The sequence below is a fragment of the Pantoea sp. X-Soil-YNGN-775 genome (genome assembly GCF_059730575.1).
Window position 1 is genome coordinate 3,705,347 of sequence record NZ_AP035945.1, and the last position, 15,133, is coordinate 3,720,479.

The 15,133-nt window shown below is 57.2% G+C and carries 18 protein-coding genes; 5 read left to right on the top strand and 13 right to left on the bottom strand.

The genetic code is table 11. The features are described 5' to 3' along the window. Window positions 1-54: 54 nt before the first annotated feature. The 10 genes from dagF to pmbA form a co-directional block, all read right to left on the bottom strand. The gene (dagF, locus tag AC6I8I_RS17325) at window positions 55-795 is read right to left on the bottom strand and encodes a 2-dehydro-3-deoxy-phosphogluconate aldolase (protein ID WP_497828145.1); all 741 of its coding nucleotides are present in this window, start codon (window positions 793-795) and stop codon (window positions 55-57) included. Beyond that, entirely contained in the window at window positions 792-1,913 is a 1,122-nt protein-coding gene (locus AC6I8I_RS17330; RefSeq protein WP_497828146.1) for a DgaE family pyridoxal phosphate-dependent ammonia lyase, read from the bottom strand. Before AC6I8I_RS17330 ends, dagF begins: the two co-directional genes overlap by 4 nt. Then, a complete protein-coding gene (locus AC6I8I_RS17335) occupies window positions 1,897-3,027 on the bottom strand; it encodes an amidohydrolase/deacetylase family metallohydrolase (protein WP_312053275.1) in 1,131 nt (376 codons plus the stop codon). The genes AC6I8I_RS17330 and AC6I8I_RS17335 overlap by 17 nt, the downstream gene beginning before the upstream one ends. A 43-nt stretch (window positions 3,028-3,070) precedes the next feature. Further along, window positions 3,071-3,712 carry a DUF4310 family protein gene (locus AC6I8I_RS17340; protein ID WP_031376386.1) on the bottom strand — a complete coding sequence of 214 codons (642 nt, stop codon included), beginning with the start codon at window positions 3,710-3,712 and terminating at the stop codon, window positions 3,071-3,073. A gap of 12 nt (window positions 3,713-3,724) precedes the next feature. Beyond that, complete coding sequence (locus tag AC6I8I_RS17345; RefSeq protein WP_312053277.1) at window positions 3,725-4,501, bottom strand: DUF4311 domain-containing protein; 777 nt, start codon at window positions 4,499-4,501, stop codon at window positions 3,725-3,727. A gap of 120 nt (window positions 4,502-4,621) precedes the next feature. After that, window positions 4,622-4,921, bottom strand: a complete 300-nt coding sequence (locus AC6I8I_RS17350) for a DUF4312 family protein (RefSeq protein WP_312053278.1) — start codon at window positions 4,919-4,921, stop codon at window positions 4,622-4,624. Between the two features lie 2 nt (window positions 4,922-4,923). Next, entirely contained in the window at window positions 4,924-5,286 is a 363-nt protein-coding gene (locus AC6I8I_RS17355) for an SFCGS family glycine-rich protein (protein WP_312053280.1), read from the bottom strand. A gap of 7 nt (window positions 5,287-5,293) precedes the next feature. After that, window positions 5,294-5,629 (bottom strand): glycine dehydrogenase, encoded by a 336-nt coding sequence (locus tag AC6I8I_RS17360; protein WP_031376390.1) that lies wholly within the window; start codon window positions 5,627-5,629, stop codon window positions 5,294-5,296. Between the two features lie 295 nt (window positions 5,630-5,924). Then, window positions 5,925-6,311: a cytochrome b562 gene (gene cybC / locus AC6I8I_RS17365; RefSeq protein WP_031376391.1), complete on the bottom strand. Its 387-nt coding sequence runs from the start codon at window positions 6,309-6,311 to the stop codon at window positions 5,925-5,927. A 67-nt stretch (window positions 6,312-6,378) separates the two neighbouring features. Continuing rightward, window positions 6,379-7,719: a metalloprotease PmbA gene (pmbA, locus tag AC6I8I_RS17370; RefSeq protein WP_497828147.1), complete on the bottom strand. Its 1,341-nt coding sequence runs from the start codon at window positions 7,717-7,719 to the stop codon at window positions 6,379-6,381. Between the two features lie 114 nt (window positions 7,720-7,833). Here pmbA and yjgA point away from each other — a divergent pair, with 114 nt between their 5' ends. Continuing rightward, window positions 7,834-8,376: a ribosome biogenesis factor YjgA gene (yjgA, locus tag AC6I8I_RS17375; protein ID WP_031376393.1), complete on the top strand. Its 543-nt coding sequence runs from the start codon at window positions 7,834-7,836 to the stop codon at window positions 8,374-8,376. A gap of 480 nt (window positions 8,377-8,856) precedes the next feature. On the opposite strand, the gene mpl is transcribed toward yjgA, so the two are convergent. Next, window positions 8,857-10,209, bottom strand: a complete 1,353-nt coding sequence (gene mpl / locus AC6I8I_RS17380) for a UDP-N-acetylmuramate:L-alanyl-gamma-D-glutamyl-meso-diaminopimelate ligase (RefSeq protein WP_312758693.1) — start codon at window positions 10,207-10,209, stop codon at window positions 8,857-8,859. 168 nt (window positions 10,210-10,377) lie between these two features. Between mpl and fbp the strand changes: the two genes are divergently transcribed. Then, a complete protein-coding gene (gene fbp, locus AC6I8I_RS17385) occupies window positions 10,378-11,385 on the top strand; it encodes a class 1 fructose-bisphosphatase (protein WP_312053285.1) in 1,008 nt (335 codons plus the stop codon). A 48-nt stretch (window positions 11,386-11,433) separates the two neighbouring features. On the opposite strand, the gene AC6I8I_RS17390 is transcribed toward fbp, so the two are convergent. Continuing rightward, window positions 11,434-12,993, bottom strand: a complete 1,560-nt coding sequence (locus AC6I8I_RS17390) for a methyl-accepting chemotaxis protein (protein WP_312053286.1) — start codon at window positions 12,991-12,993, stop codon at window positions 11,434-11,436. A gap of 171 nt (window positions 12,994-13,164) precedes the next feature. Between AC6I8I_RS17390 and AC6I8I_RS17395 the strand changes: the two genes are divergently transcribed. From AC6I8I_RS17395 to ppa, 3 genes are all read left to right on the top strand, one after another. Continuing rightward, window positions 13,165-13,575 (top strand): lysozyme inhibitor LprI family protein, encoded by a 411-nt coding sequence (locus AC6I8I_RS17395; protein WP_312053288.1) that lies wholly within the window; start codon window positions 13,165-13,167, stop codon window positions 13,573-13,575. A 63-nt stretch (window positions 13,576-13,638) separates the two neighbouring features. After that, window positions 13,639-14,088 carry a DUF441 domain-containing protein gene (locus AC6I8I_RS17400; protein WP_312758697.1) on the top strand — a complete coding sequence of 150 codons (450 nt, stop codon included), beginning with the start codon at window positions 13,639-13,641 and terminating at the stop codon, window positions 14,086-14,088. A gap of 100 nt (window positions 14,089-14,188) precedes the next feature. Then, window positions 14,189-14,719, top strand: a complete 531-nt coding sequence (gene ppa / locus AC6I8I_RS17405) for an inorganic diphosphatase (RefSeq protein ID WP_031376399.1) — start codon at window positions 14,189-14,191, stop codon at window positions 14,717-14,719. Window positions 14,720-14,778: 59 nt separating this feature from the next. Here ppa and AC6I8I_RS17410 read toward each other — a convergent pair whose 3' ends face one another. Beyond that, the gene (locus AC6I8I_RS17410) at window positions 14,779-15,132 is read right to left on the bottom strand and encodes a gamma-glutamylcyclotransferase family protein (RefSeq protein WP_312053291.1); all 354 of its coding nucleotides are present in this window, start codon (window positions 15,130-15,132) and stop codon (window positions 14,779-14,781) included. Window position 15,133: the final 1 nt, after the last annotated feature.

Here is a 15,133-nt window from a genome sequence, read left to right on the forward strand (position 1 = left end):
CGTCCATGTTGTCTGACGCCCACCCGGTTAGCGGCGGGCGTCTGGCAAAGATCCTCAGGCCAGCAGCTTTTTACAGATTGCCAGCAGTTGCTGCACATCTTCAATCCGGGTTTCACCGCTGGCTTTATCAATGATCGAACTGTAGACGTGCGGGATCACTTTACTGACGCCCGCCTCCAGCGCGATACGAATGATCTGCTCAACGTTATCCAGATCGATACCCCCGGTTGGCTCCAGCCAGAAATCCTGTCTGGCGCAGGCTTCCGCCACCGCACGATATTCATCAATTGTCTGCAGCCCGCCCATCGGGAAGTACTTCACCGAGTTGCCGCCCATGTCCTGCAGCATGGCGATGGCGGTGCCGATCGGGACGATCGCGTCGTCGCTTTTTGCGCTGCGGGGTCCGGTGGAGATTTTCACCTTGCCCGGCGTGCCGGTGGGCGAGATCAGACCGTTGACCACCGTCTGCGACTGACCCAGCAGCGCACGACTGGTGGCGACGCCGGTGAACACCTGGTTCACATGCTGCGGTTGCAGCACGGCCGAGATCTCACTCACCATCTGCGACTGACCCGGATCGCCCGCTCCGAGGCCGACCGACAGCGCATTATCGATCAATGCAGCATATTCCCGCATATCGGCGATCGCCGCCTCATTGCTGGCGTAGTTTTTTGACAGCACCCCGACCAGCACGTGCCCTTCCGCCGCCTGCCAGATGGCGCGCGCATTCTCTTTCGATCCTGCCAGCACGTTAAGGCACAGGCGATCCTGATAAAAATTGGGTGTCAGCGTCATGCGTTTTTCTCTCCGGTTAACAGCGCCTGAATACGGGCAAAAATGGTCTGCAACTGATCGGCGCTGACGCTGCGCACGTCCGCCTCAATGATCCCTTCGTTAGCTTTGTAGCCGCGAAAATAGATGGCGGTGTCACCCTTTTTCAGCGCCTGCACCAGATCGCCGGTGCGCTGCTGGATCGTCGCCTCATCAAAGGCGATCTCAGCACGGGCGATATCCCGTCCCGCCGCATCCCACACTACCCGGGCCGTGACGCCTTTCAGTTGGTTAAGCTGGTTGATAAACGGCGTCATTTTTTCCACCATCTGCGCGCCGCTGATTTTCGGCTGCGTCAGATAGTTTTCAATGGCCTGCGTCAGGCCAAGGATGCCCTCTTTGCCGACTTTCATCGCACGGCCAATGCCGTTGGTCTGACGTTTCACCCACTCAACGTAGTCGTGACGGCCAATCACCAGCCCGCTGGTCGGCCCTTCGATCGCTTTTGCGCCGCTGTAGATCACCAGATCCGCGCCCGCCTGGTAATAACAGTGCAGATCTTCTTCCGCGGCCGCATCGACGATCAACGGCACGCCATGTTCACGCGCCACTGCCGCCGCCTGCGCCACGTCGAGGTGGCTTTTCTGCACGCAGTGATGCGATTTTACATAGAGGATCGCCGCAGTCTGTGGGGTGATCGCCGCCGCCAGCTGTGCTGGCGAACACTCGTTGCTGTAGCCCGCTTCGACCAGCTGTCCGCCGCCCAGCGCCACCATGCTGCCGACCGGCGCGCCGTAGTTAACGTTATGTCCTTTCGGTACCACAATCTGGTGCGGCACGCTGAGCGGCGCTGCGTGCAGATTATCCAGCAGCCAGTCGTTATCTTTAACGATCACCGCCGCCACGCTCTGGGCGATGCCGGCTGAGGCGCAGGAGACCACCAGCGCATTCTCTGCGCCAAGCAGACCGGCAATGTAGGCACCGGTCTTGTCCACCAGATCCTTCATTTCGAAGTAGTGATCGAGTCCATATTTCACCGTATCGATCACATCAGAGGACGGGGTGGAAACCCCAAGAATCGTCATACGGCCAGAGGCGTTAATTACCGGCTTCAGGCCATACTTTTCATATACCGAGCTCATTTACTGCTCCTTCTTCTGTCGCGATCCACTGACCGGCGACCACTGCCGCCAGCGGGACCAGATGCTGCTCACCCGCCACCTGTTCACCTTCTGAATCGATAAACGGTCGGGTCTGCTGTTTGACGGTAAAAATGGTCAGGTCGGCGTCGTAACCTACCTCCAGCCGGCCTTTACGCGTCAGGCGCAGCGCGTCCGCCGCGTGGGCCGTGACGCAGTTAATCACCTGCGGCAGCGTCATGCCGACGCTGAAAAATTTCGACATCACGTGTGCCAGGTTGTGTACCGGCCCCGCCAGCCGGTTGCGGCAATAGATGTCGGAGCTGATGGTGTCCGGCAGAATGCCCTGAGCGATGGCCACGCGCGCGACCTCAAAGCTGAAGCTGGCGCTGCCATGGCCGACATCCAGCTTAACGCCACGGGCGATAGCCTGTTTTACCGCCGCTTTCAGTTCACCCTGCGGCGTCAGAATGCGGTTAGGCTTGCCGTTAAAACAGTGGGTGATGATGTCGCCGGAGGTGAGTAAATCGGCAATCTGCGCCAGATCGGGCGGATTGTTACCGATGTGAACCATCAGCGGCAGGCCGCCGACTGACTGCTGGATCGCCTTGGCTTTCACCAGCGGCTGAACGCCGTTTTTGCCCACTACGCTGCTGCTGATGCGTGCCTTAAGCCCAACGATAAAATCGGGCAGTCGGGCCACCGCCTCAGTCACCGCCTGCTCGTCAATCTGCGTCATGTCAGCCAGTTCGTTCTGAGTGACAATGCCGGTGCGGGCGATGTTGATCAGCGCATAAACCTGGGTCTGTGCCGCGCGCGTCAGCTGATAGAAATCATCAATGTGCTGCGCGCCGGTGCTGCCGGCATCCACCACGCTGGTAACGCCGTGACTGACGCCGATTGCATCCGCTTCATCATGATAAATCGGCGATTTCGGGTAGCAGTGAACGTGGGAATCGATCCAGCCAGCGCTGAGGTAGCAGCGGCCAGCCAGATCGCGCTCGCTGTGCGCCTGGCCCTGTACCTCGCCGATGGCGGCGATTTTGCCGTCCTGCAAGGCAATATCCACCACCTGCTCATCGCTGAGGCGTGCACGGCGAATAATTAAGTCGAACATGGGGACTCCTTAGCGGCGGCCCGCTGCCGGACCGCCGGTGACATCAGAGCGCAATCGGGAAAATCGCACCAAGGATCATCGCACCGAGGATAGCGCCGCCGGTGATGGGCTTGTTCCACAGGTAGAACAGCAATGCGCCCAGCAGCGAACCGAGGCCAATCGGAATAGAGGCGGCCATCGCTGACAGAATGATCAGCGGCCCCAGGAAGCGGCCCGATGTGTTACCGGCTCCCATCATCACGTCGGCCCCGTAGGTGGAGTCGCTCTGATTGATGGTGAATTTACGCGCCAGAATAATCAGGTAGCCAATCGCCACCCCGATGACCAGACCGGTCACCAGCGAGGCAGCGAAGTTGGCAACCGGGAAGATGATACCGGCACCCAGCAACAGCGCCGGCACGCCCAGCCCGACGCCGGTCTGAATTGCGCCGCCGATATCGAGAATGCCGACCAGCGATCCTTCAATAATGCGGGCGAACAGAAAGCTGGCACCGAATGCGGCGACCGCGCCGTAGACGCCGGTCTCCATGCCGGCACGCAGCATCGAGACAAACGCCACCTCGTTGAAGGCACCAATGCCATACAGGTAGTACATGTGCGTCCCGGCAAATACGCCGGATGAGAGCAGGCCAACAAAGATCGGGAAGGACCAGTCGGCGTACCAGAAGCCTTTATTTTCGTTCATCAGCATCGCCTCTTATTTGCCGCTTACTGAGTTATGAATCATGTCGAGCCAGCCAGGAATGCCGAGCTGGAAGGACTGCAACAGCTTCATGTCGAAGCCACGGAAGAAACCGCTGAGGACAAACAGCAACACGATGGCGGTCATCATCACTTTGGTGACCTTGTTCCAGCCGCTCTCTTCCACGCCTTTGCCGATCAAAATACCCAGCACCAGTCCCGGCACCGCGTTTCCCATAATCAGCTGCGCCAGGCCGCCAAAAATAGTGGCCCAGAAGCCCGATTTGCGGCCCGCATCAATCGCCGCCAGCCAGAAGATCACCGGCATCACGGTATTGACCAGCAGGTTAGCCGCTGGCACCAGCACTTTCACCGCGGTAACCTGCAGCGCGGCCGGTACCGCTGAGGCGGTAGAGTTGAGAAAGGCGACCACGATCATGCCGATGATGCCGCAGGCGATAGCCATTTTTTTCGGGTCGTGCAGCGTTTCGGCCACGTTGCGGTTTTTGACCATCAACGCGGCGGCGCCCCAGTTTGGAATGATGCGGTGATCCACATCCTGCGTGAACGAACCGGCTGCAACAGAAGATGCCCAGGCGTTAAAGAAGAAGCCAAGACCAAAGGAGAAGTGAGAGGCTGGATCGCCTTCGCACGAGTTCAGTTCGCCCAATGTACGAAAGGCGCCCATTCCCTGGGTGGTCGGCGCGTGAAACATCCGCGCAGCGCCGGCACCGACGCCGACACCCACCAGCCCGCCAATGATCAACGACTTAAACAAAATGATTAAAAACATGTTGTTGTACCTTTGTTGTCGTTTTTACCCATCACGCGTCAGCCGTCGCCTTGACCGCCGCGACGCTGCGGCCAGCGCGCCGTCGGGCAACCGGCTTTCTGACATGAAAGGGCACTGTTTTTAAGGTGTCACCGTGAACGTGACCTGTTCGGTGTCGAAAACGGTGACGCTGACGGTGATCTCCAGCTCTACGCTGTAGCTCCGCCGTTGGCGCGCCAAAAAGAAGAACAGAAATTTTTCGGTTTTGACGCTCTCCCGTGCGTTCAGCACCCGCACATCTTCGGGCTCAATCCGCAGCAGAATTTTTTGCGTCGCGCGCAGAACCTGGTTCTGTACGCGACTCAGGGCATCGGCAAAGGCTTTCGCTTTGCTGTCGCCTTTGCCCTCTACCGTCACCTGCGTAACGTATTGTTGTTTCATAATCAGCTGCCGTGCTTCTTGTTCCAGGCCTGCACCAGCCGTTCGCCCAGCTCTTCTTTATCCATGAAACCGAAACCCAGGACGTTAGCGCCTTCGTTGATGGCGGTGACGCCTTCATCGATGGAACGCATGCCGTGTTTCGCCTTGTAGCCATATTTGTTCTGGGCGGTGATGGCACCTGCGCCACCGCTGCCGCAGAAGGAGATGCCGAAATCGGCATTTTCTGCCTTCATCACGTCGCCGAGCTTCATGTCTGCTGCCACGCCCGGTACCACCACCGCGCGTCCACCGGCTTTCTCGATGCCTGCCGCAACTTTCTGTCCTTTACCTAAACGATCGCCAATCACTACGGTTACCATGTTCATTTCCTCTTCAGTTGTTTGATCGGGCGACTTCGATATGCACCGAGAGCAGCCATGCTTCTTCGCGTGGCAGATTGCCAAACAGATCCACTACCTGCTGCGCCAGCTGCAGCGTTTCTGGCGGGATATCCTCGAACAGCTCGGCTTCCACCTCGGGCAGCGGTTCACCGCTCAGGGAGCGTGATGCCATTGCGCCGACATGCGACACCAGCATCTGCTGCTGGACCGCATTCGGCACAATGCCGTGCTGCTGATAGATCGTCGCAATCTGCGCCATTACCCTGTCCGCCAGCTGCTGCACTTTCTCCGGTGGCGCGTCTTGCACCGGAACGCCGTTATTGCTCACCTTGCTACTCCTGTTAGACCGGATAATTCGCGTTGAAAATAAATTACCCCTGATAGCGATCCCTGTGGAGACGCAACATTTCCAGCACCAAGCGGAAATCGAGGTGAAGAGCGTGCGCCAGATCGCAGGCTGCACGCTTAGTGCGACACAGCTCTCAAAATGCGTTAAATATGTGTCAGGTCAGCAGGATGCGCGCAGGCTGTGCGGTGAAGTTCGGCGAGGCGAGGGGAAAAACGGTGAGTAATAAGCAGAAGTGATGATAAAACTCGCCGGTCGGGAGTGACCGGCGAGAGCGTTAACGGAATTTCTTATGGTTGGCGTTGCGGATGTCGTCAAATTTCGCCGCTTCGCGTTTCGCACCGTCGACGTTATTGGCTTTTGCCAGCGTGCTGACCACATCAATCTGCGCAATCAGCGAGTCGATACCGGCGTGAAAATCTTTGACCTGCGCGCTGTCAGCCGGCTGGCCTTCCAGCTTGTCTGGCGTGCCCTTACGCGCATCCTGCGCCGCGGCACGCATTTTGGTCAGCGCCTGCTGCATCTCCTGCGCATCGTCGGTTTTCTTGACGATCTTCAGGTTGGCATTCAGCGTATCCATATCCTGCTCCAGATCGGCCGCATAGAGGCTGACGCTGGAGAACAACAGAGAAGCAGACAACATTGCAATCACATGCTTACGCATCGCTCTTTCCTTTCTTATTGTGATGAAAAAAAAGCAGCCATCAGGCTGCTTTCAGAATCCATCTTTCTTATTGTCCCGCGATCTTCATTTCGGGCAGTAACACCGAACCGCACTGGATGTTGCTACGGGTTTCGATGTCATCACCGACGGTCACCATGTTACGCCACATGTCTCGCAGATTGCCGGCGATGGTGATCTCACTGACGGGATACTGAATTTCGCCATTCTCGACCCAGAAGCCAGCCGCACCGCGCGAGTAATCGCCGGTAATGGCGCTGACGCCCTGCCCCATCAGTTCGGTGACCACTAAGCCGGTCCCCATCTGCTTCAGCAGGTCGTCAAAGCTGTGGCCCTGACCGGCGATGCGCCAGTTATGGATGCCACCGGCATGACCGGTGCTTTTCAGGCCAAGTTTGCGGGCTGAGTAGCTGGTCATTAACCAGGTTTGCAGCACGCCATCTTTAATAATGTCGCGCGCCTGAGTCCGCACGCCTTCGCTGTCGAACGGCGTCGACGCCAGACCTTTCAGCAGGTGCGGCTGTTCGTTAATCGTCAGCCACTCTGGCAGGATCTGCTGTCCCATTGAATCGAGCAGGAAGGTCGATTTGCGGTAAACGCTGCTGCCGCTGATCGCCCCGACCAGATGGCCGAACAGGCCGGTTGCCACTTCAGCGGCGAAAATCACCGGCGCTTTCATGGTGGAAAGCTTACGCGGTGCCAGACGCGACAGCGTGCGACGCGCACATTCCTCACCGACCCACTCCGGGCTCTGCAAATCTTCAAAGGCGCGGCCAATGGTGTAAGCGTAATCGCGCTCCATGTTGCCATCCTGCTCGGCAATCACGCTGCTGGAGAGCGAGTGACGGCTGGAGCAATAGCTCTGCAACATGCCGTGGCTGTTACCAAACACTTTGATGCCGACGTGGCTGTTGAAGCTGCCGCCTTCGGTATTGACGATGCGTTTGTCGGCCCGCAACGCCGCCTGTTCTGCCTGCGCCGCCAGCTCAATCGCGCGATCGGCATCGATCTCCCACGGATGGTAGAGATCCAGATCGGGCGCGTCATATGCCAGCAGATCAGCATCCGCCGGACCGGCAAACGGATCGGGCGAGGTATAACGCGCAATATCGATGGCCGCCTGCACGGTGCGTTTAATCGCGTCCGGGCTGAGGTCGGTCGACGAGGCGCTGCCTTTACGATTCTGATGATAAACGGTGATGCCAAGCGCGCCGTCGCTGTTGAATTCGACGTTTTCCACTTCACCGTAGCGGGTGCTGACGCCGATGCCAGTGGTTTTACTGACCGCCACTTCCGCGCTGTCAGTGCTTGCTTTAGCCAGTTCGAGCGCCTGCGCAATCGCCTGCTCTAACACTTTTCGCTGTTCTGCAACCTGAGTAGATACGTTCATCGACCTGCCGTCTAATCTTATGTATGTATGATTTGAGTCTATCAGAGTCAGAGAACAATTTCGCAGTCACCCGATAAACTGGTAGGATTAGCCTCTTTTTTTGGGAGTCCACTAATGACCAAACAGCCCGATGAGTGGCTCGACGATGTGCCAGATAATCATGAAGAAGAAGATGAAGAGATTATCTGGGTCAGTAAGAGCGAAATAAAGCGCGACGCTGAAGAGCTGAAACGCCTGGGTGCCGAACTGGTCGACCTGGGCAAAAATGCCCTTGATAAGATCCCGCTGGATGAGCGTCTGCGTGCCGAAATCGAACTCGCGCAGCGCATTAAGAAAGAGGGTCGCCGTCGCCAGTTGCAGCTGATTGGTAAAATCATGCGCAGCATGGACGTCGAGCCGATCCGCCAGGCGCTGGATAAGCTGAAGAACCGCCACAACCAGCAGGTTGCGCTGTTCCATAAGCTGGAGATGTTGCGTGACCGCCTGATTGAACAGGGCGATGACGCCATGACGGATGTGATCGCCCTCTATCCTCAGGCCGATCGTCAGCAACTGCGCAGCATGATCCGTAATGCGCAGAAAGAGAAAGCGGGCAACAAGCCGCCGAAATCTGCGCGACAGATCTTCCAGTATCTGCGCGAGCTGGCCGAAAGCTAAGCGATGTCGGGGCGGGCAGTTTGCCCGCCTGCAGGCAGCGTTACGCGACCCGATGCCGCTGTGCCATCACAGCAGGCGTTTACCGGCAGCGGCCGGACCTCCGCGATAATCCCCAATCCTTTGCCGCAGTCCGACGCGCTCCCCAGGCGCCAGGATGCACGGCCCTTCTCCGCATTCTCAGGCTACGGGTGAGTAAACGATCGGGCATTGTCTTTGTCGGCCCGCTTATTCATCCCGCCCCGGCACGCTGTCAGGCAGTTCGCTGCCGGTCACTCTCACGGCAGACGCCACATCACGCGTACTGGCTTCAGCTCAGGTTAGCCCTCACGGCGCGCGGCGATACGGTTGCAGTTGCAGCACGGCGCTACGTTAAGCGTGCCGTGGCGTGTGAAGTCAGGAGCGGCGAAGTCGGGCGGGCAATAAAATGCGGAGCGTTGTCAGGCTGAGGTAAAAAAAGCGCCCCGGTGGGCGCTTGTTCGGTTAAGCCAGTTTATCGAGCAGCTTCTGGTGAATACCGCCGAATCCGCCATTGCTCATCACCAGGATCGAATCACCCGGCTGCGCCGCTTTGGCAATCATCGCGACCAGGGTATCGATATCCGCAGTGGTGTGGGCAGGCTGCATACAGGCGTCAGCGACGTCTGAAACCTGCCACGGGATGTGGTGCGGCTGGAACAGAAAAACTTCGTCAGCACGCGCCAGTGACGGTGCCAGTTCGTTTTTATTCACACCCATTTTCATGGTGTTCGACCGTGGCTCCAGCACCGCCAGAATCCGGGCCGTTCCGCCCACTTTGCTGCGCAGCGCAGCCAGGGTCGCCAGAATCGCGGTCGGGTGATGCGCGAAATCGTCATACACTTTGATGCCGTTGACCTCGCCGCGCAGCTCCAGCCGGCGACGCGCGTTGATGAAGCTGTTCAGCGCATGGCCGGCATCTTCTGGCTTCACGCCGACATGCCGTGCTGCGGCGATCGCCATCAGTCCGTTGTGCATGTTGTGCTCACCCACCAGCGCCCAGTTCACTTCGCCCACTTTGGCACCATCAAGCCACACTTCCCACTGCGACGCATCCGCGGTGAGTTTTTTCGCCTGCCAGCGGCCGTGCTCGCCGATACTCTCCTGCTCGCTCCAGCAGCCCATCGCCATTACCTGCCTGAGGTTATGATCGTTTTCTGGCAGCAGGATCTTACCCTGCCCCGGCACGATCCGGATCAGATGATGGAACTGCTTCTGGATCGCCCGCAGATCGTCAAAAATATCCGCATGATCGAATTCAAGGTTATTGAGGATCAGCGTGCGCGGGCAGTAATGGACAAACTTGGAGCGCTTATCAAAAAACGCGCAATCGTACTCATCCGCTTCGATCACGAAGAATGGACTTTTTCCTAATTTTGCCGAAACGTCGAAGTTTCCTGGCACACCACCAATAATGAAGCCCGGCTCCAGCCCGCAGGCCTCCAGAATCCACGCTGCCATGCCGGCGGTGGTGGTTTTGCCATGGGTTCCCGCCACGGCCAGCACCCAGCGATCGCGCAGCACGAAGTCGTGCAGCCACTGCGGGCCAGAGAGGTAAGGAATGTTGCGTTCCAGAACGGCTTCCACACAAGGATTACCGCGCGTCATCGCATTACCGATGATCACTAAGTCCGGTGCCGGGTCGAGCTGGCTTGCGTCATAACCTTCTGTTAATTCAATGCCTTGCTGCTCAAGCAGCGTGCTCATTGGCGGGTAAACGTTGGCGTCCGAACCGGTCACCTGGTGGCCAAGCGAACGGGCCAGCATCGCCAGACCGCCCATAAACGTGCCACAAATCCCAAGGATGTGAATGCGCATAACGAGATCCATTACTCAAAAGTTCGGCGCACAGTGTAACCCTGCTCGCAGACGGAAGAAACGGATTAGGACTATGGTTTTTGAAGTTCAATCGGCTAAACTGCGTACGCATACGTTGGCAGACTGTTACGCATGCTGCCACTCCATCGAAGATTCAGGGAATGTGTTATGAAAACGTTAGGCGAATTTATCGTCGAGAAGCAACACGACTTTCCGCACGCCACAGGTGAACTGACGGCGCTGATTTCAGCCATCAAGCTGGGTGCCAAAATTATCCACCGCGACATTAACAAAGCCGGTTTAGTGGATATTCTCGGTGCCAGTGGGGTTGAGAATGTTCAGGGTGAGCAGCAGATGAAATTGGATCTGTTCGCCAACGAAAAACTGAAAGCGGCATTGAAAGCCCGTGGCATCGTCGCCGGTATCGCGTCTGAAGAAGAGGACGAGTTCGTTATCTTTGAAGGTGAGGAAAACGGTAAGTACGTGGTGTTGATGGATCCGCTGGATGGGTCGTCAAACATCGACGTTAACGTTTCGGTCGGCACCATCTTTTCTATCTATCGCCGCGTCAGTGAGCCGGGTACCCCGGTGGTCGAAGCTGACTTTATGCAGCCGGGCAACAAACAGGTCGCTGCCGGTTATGTGGTGTACGGTTCGTCAACCATGATGGTCTACACCACCGGCGCAGGCGTGCATGCGTTTACTTACGATCCGTCGCTGGGCGTTTTCTGCCTGAGCCACGAGCGCATGACCTTCCCGGAAACCGGTTATACCTATTCGATTAACGAAGGCAACTATATTCGTTTCCCGCAGGGCGTGAAGAAATACCTGAAGTTCTGTCAGGAAGAGGACATTGCTACGCACCGTCCTTACACTTCCCGCTATATCGGTTCGCTGGTGGCTGATTTCCACCGTAACCTGCTGAAGGGCGGCATCTATCTCTACCCGAGCACCGCCAGCCATCCGCAAGGTAAGCTGCGTCTGCTGTATGAGTGCAACCCGATGGCGTTCCTCGCGGAGCAGGCGGGCGGTAAGGCCAGCGATGGTCAGAAACGTATTCTGGATATCCCCCCGGTCACGCTGCATCAGCGCTGCCCGTTCTACTGCGGTAATGAGGCGATGGTCAACGACGTTGAACGTTTCCTCGGCGAATTCCCGGATTGCCGCCAGGGCTAATCTGACGACAATCTCAGGGCGCGAATATCGCGCCCTTTTTTTTTGCTTTCAGACCGGCTGCAAGCGGAACTGCGCCATGGTCGCCTGTAGCTGACCGGACTGGGCCTCCAGCGACTGGGTTGCCGCAGTTGCCTGCTCCACCAGCGCGGCGTTCTGCTGCGCAGCTTCATCCATCTGCGTTACTGCCAGGTTGACCTGCTCAATGCCGCGGCTCTGCTCGTCAGAGGCCATCGAGATCTCTTTCATCAGCGCGGTGACGCGCATCACCTCACCTGAAATTTCATCCATGGTTTCCCCGGCACGCGTCGCCATCTCGCTGCCCTCTTTGACCCGCGACTGCGAATCGCCGATCAGCGTGCGGATCTCTTTGGCGGCGTTGGCACTGCGCTGCGCCAGGGTGCGTACTTCATTGGCGACCACCGCGAAGCCGCGGCCTTGTTCACCCGCGCGCGCCGCTTCTACCGCCGCATTAAGCGCCAGGATATTGGTCTGGAAGGCGATACCGTCGATTACGCTGAGAATGTCGCCGATGCGATTGGCGCTGTCGGTGATCTCATGCATTTTCTCCATTACGTAGCACACCACTTCAGCGCCGCGATCGGCGGTATCTGACACCGCGTTTGCCAGCTGATGTGCCTGCTGCGCGTTGCTGGCATTGAGCCGCACCGTTGCGGTTAACTGCTCCATACTGGCTGCCGTCTGCTCCAGCGAGGCTGCGGACTCTTCGGTGCGCTGCGACAGATTGACGTTGCCTGCGGCCAGTTCACGGCTGCCGATGTCGATTTGCAGGCTGGCTTCCCGCACCTGGCTGACCGAGGCGCGCAACGCCTGCTGCATCTCTGCCAGCGCATGGTTGAGCCGTCCCAGCTCATTGTTACCCGCTGCCGGCAGGGTTTGTGATAAATCGCCAGCGGCAACCTGTTCGAGGTGCACAATGGCGTTGTTAAGCGGCTGAAGCAGCATCCGGCGCAGCAGCTGCCAGGCGAGTACCAGCAGCAGCAGCGTCAGCACCACCGCGACGGCGATCAGAACTTTCATTTTGGTTTCGTTATAGGCCGCCTGCGCCAGCTGCGCGGCGGTCACCTGATTGGCGTACTGGCCGAAATCGTCCACCGCTTTGCTGTAGCGGGCGGCCAGTGAGGCCAGGTTACCCTCCAGCAGCTGGTAATATTCGTCGGTATATTGCTTATCCAGCGCGCTCATCATCGGCCGGATGCCTTGCTCAAGATAGGCTTTGTAGCTGCCCGCCACCGCATCCGCCAGCGTTTTGCCGTGTGCCGTGACCGTGCCCGCATCAATAAAACGTTTCAGGTTCTGCTGCGATGTCACTACATCGGCCTGCGCCAGCTTAGTGACGCCGGCACCTTCTTCCAGCAAGCCAATTTCAATTTTCCGCACCGCCAGCGCCGCGTTGGCACGGGCGCGCATTAAATCCGCGTTGCTCTGATACAGGCTGTTCAGCTCAACTCCCTGAATGCGATTAATCACATCCAGCGATCGGTTCCCTTTGTTAATTGCCACGATACCCATAAAACTCACCGCCAACAGCAGCAGTGTCATAAATGCCAGCAATGCCAGCAACCCCGTGCGAAGTGATAACTGTTTCATCTTGATAGTTTCCGTGTATGAGAAAAGGCGAAATTTCCAGCGGCCCTAAAACGGAACAGGTATCGGCCATCACCCCGCTAAACTTTAACCTTAATGAATGGTTATCGGCTTGATCATCACGGAGACATCTATCAAGCTGGACGCCGCTTATCAGTTACCCGGAGAAGAATAATGAAAACAGGATGGCTTCTGGCCCTGCTGTTGGCCAGCGACGTGGCAATGGCGCAGGATCTGCCAGCGGATGCCGCACTGACACGCTGCCTGAACGGCGCATCGACCACCCTTGCGATGAATCAGTGCTATGCCACAGCCAGTAAGGCCTGGGATCTGGAGATGAATAATCAGTATGGCAAACTGATGAACCGGTTAACCGGCGAGCCTAAAAACAGCTTACGTCAGGCCCAGCGTGCGTGGCTTAGCTACCGCGACAGCTGGCTGGCGGCCAGCCGCAGTCAGCTCAGTAGCCAGGGCACGCTCGGCAGCGTGGCGCTGAGTGCGCAGAGCGTTAGCCTGGTGCGTAACCAGGCGTTGATGCTGCAATCGCTGAACACCGGCAGCTGCGCTAATCCGGATGATTGTTGATGACCACCCGTTTATGCGCTGGCTGAAGTCCTCAGCGCATCCATTCATTTTCAGGGAGAAACCATGGCTGCTTATGCCTCGACCATTATTCTGATCTGCCTCGCCATTCTGAGTTATTTCGTTCATAACAACGCCGTCACCCTCTCCATTCTGGTGCTGCTGGCGATCAAGATCACGCCGCTGGCGCAGTTTTTCCCCTACGTGGAGAAGCAGGGCATTACCTTAGGCATCATTATCCTGACCGTGGCGGTGATGGCGCCGCTGGCCAGCGGATCGCTGCCCGCCTCAACCTTGCTCAAATCCTTTGCCAACTGGAAGTCGATCGTGGCGATTCTGGTCGGCATTTTTGTCGCCTGGCTGGGCGGTCGCGGCGTTAACTTTATGAGCGTTCAGCCCTCGGTCATTGGCGGGTTATTGATTGGTACGGTGATTGGCGTGGCGTTTTTCCGTGGCGTGCCGGTTGGACCGCTGATTGCAGCCGGGATTGTTTCGCTGTTTGTCACGGCAAAGTAGCGTTAGGGTGCATTCCGAAACGCCAAAAAGAGGGCATACTTTCAGAGTCAGTTGGCTATAATAGCCGACACTCAACATACGACTACTGAAGGAATGCCCGATGAGTTTGAACCAGGTGCCAGCAGGTAAAGACCTGCCAGAAGATATCTACGTAATCATTGAGATCCCGGCCAATGCCGATCCGATCAAATATGAAGTTGATAAAGAATCTGGTGCCCTGTTTGTAGACCGTTTCATGTCTACCGCCATGTTCTATCCGTGCAACTACGGCTACATCAACCACACCCTGTCACTGGATGGTGATCCGGTTGACGTGCTGGTCCCAACACCTTACCCGCTGGAGCCAGGTTCTGTGATCCGCTGCCGTCCGGTTGGCGTGCTGAAAATGACCGACGAGTCTGGCGAAGATGCCAAACTGGTGGCGGTTCCGCACACCAAACTCTCTAAAGAGTACGATCACATCAAAGATGTGAACGACCTGCCAGAACTGCTGCGCGCACAGATCACCCACTTCTTTGAACATTACAAAGATCTGGAAAAAGGCAAATGGGTGAAAGTAGATGGCTGGGATAATGCCGAAGCTGCCAAAGCCGAAATCATCTCTTCTTACGAGCGCGCACAGAAGAAATAATTCTGCTGTCAGCCGATAAGTCGAAAAAAAAACACCGTCCAACTGGACGGTGTTTTTGTTCAGGCCTCTGGCTCCTCATCACGCTTTAGCCAGTCCCCGCTCATGATACGCTGGCGTCCTGCCACTGAGCGTTGATAAACATAAAGCCATGCGCTGCCAAACGGCGTCTGAATCAGATGACGTTTGTACTCCCCACCCTTAGTGCGTAACGCATCCAGCTCGCCAAGGGTGGAGGCATCAATGCGGTACACTTCACACTGTACCGTTCCATTGCCTTCAATCACGCCGGGATAATGTCCCAGACTGTAAAGCTCAAAGCCCTCAATCTGGAAATCACCCAGCCATTGCGCATTCGTCATCCAGTGACTGTTTCCCTGTTTGCGCCGTAAACTGCCGTAGACAATTATTCGCATT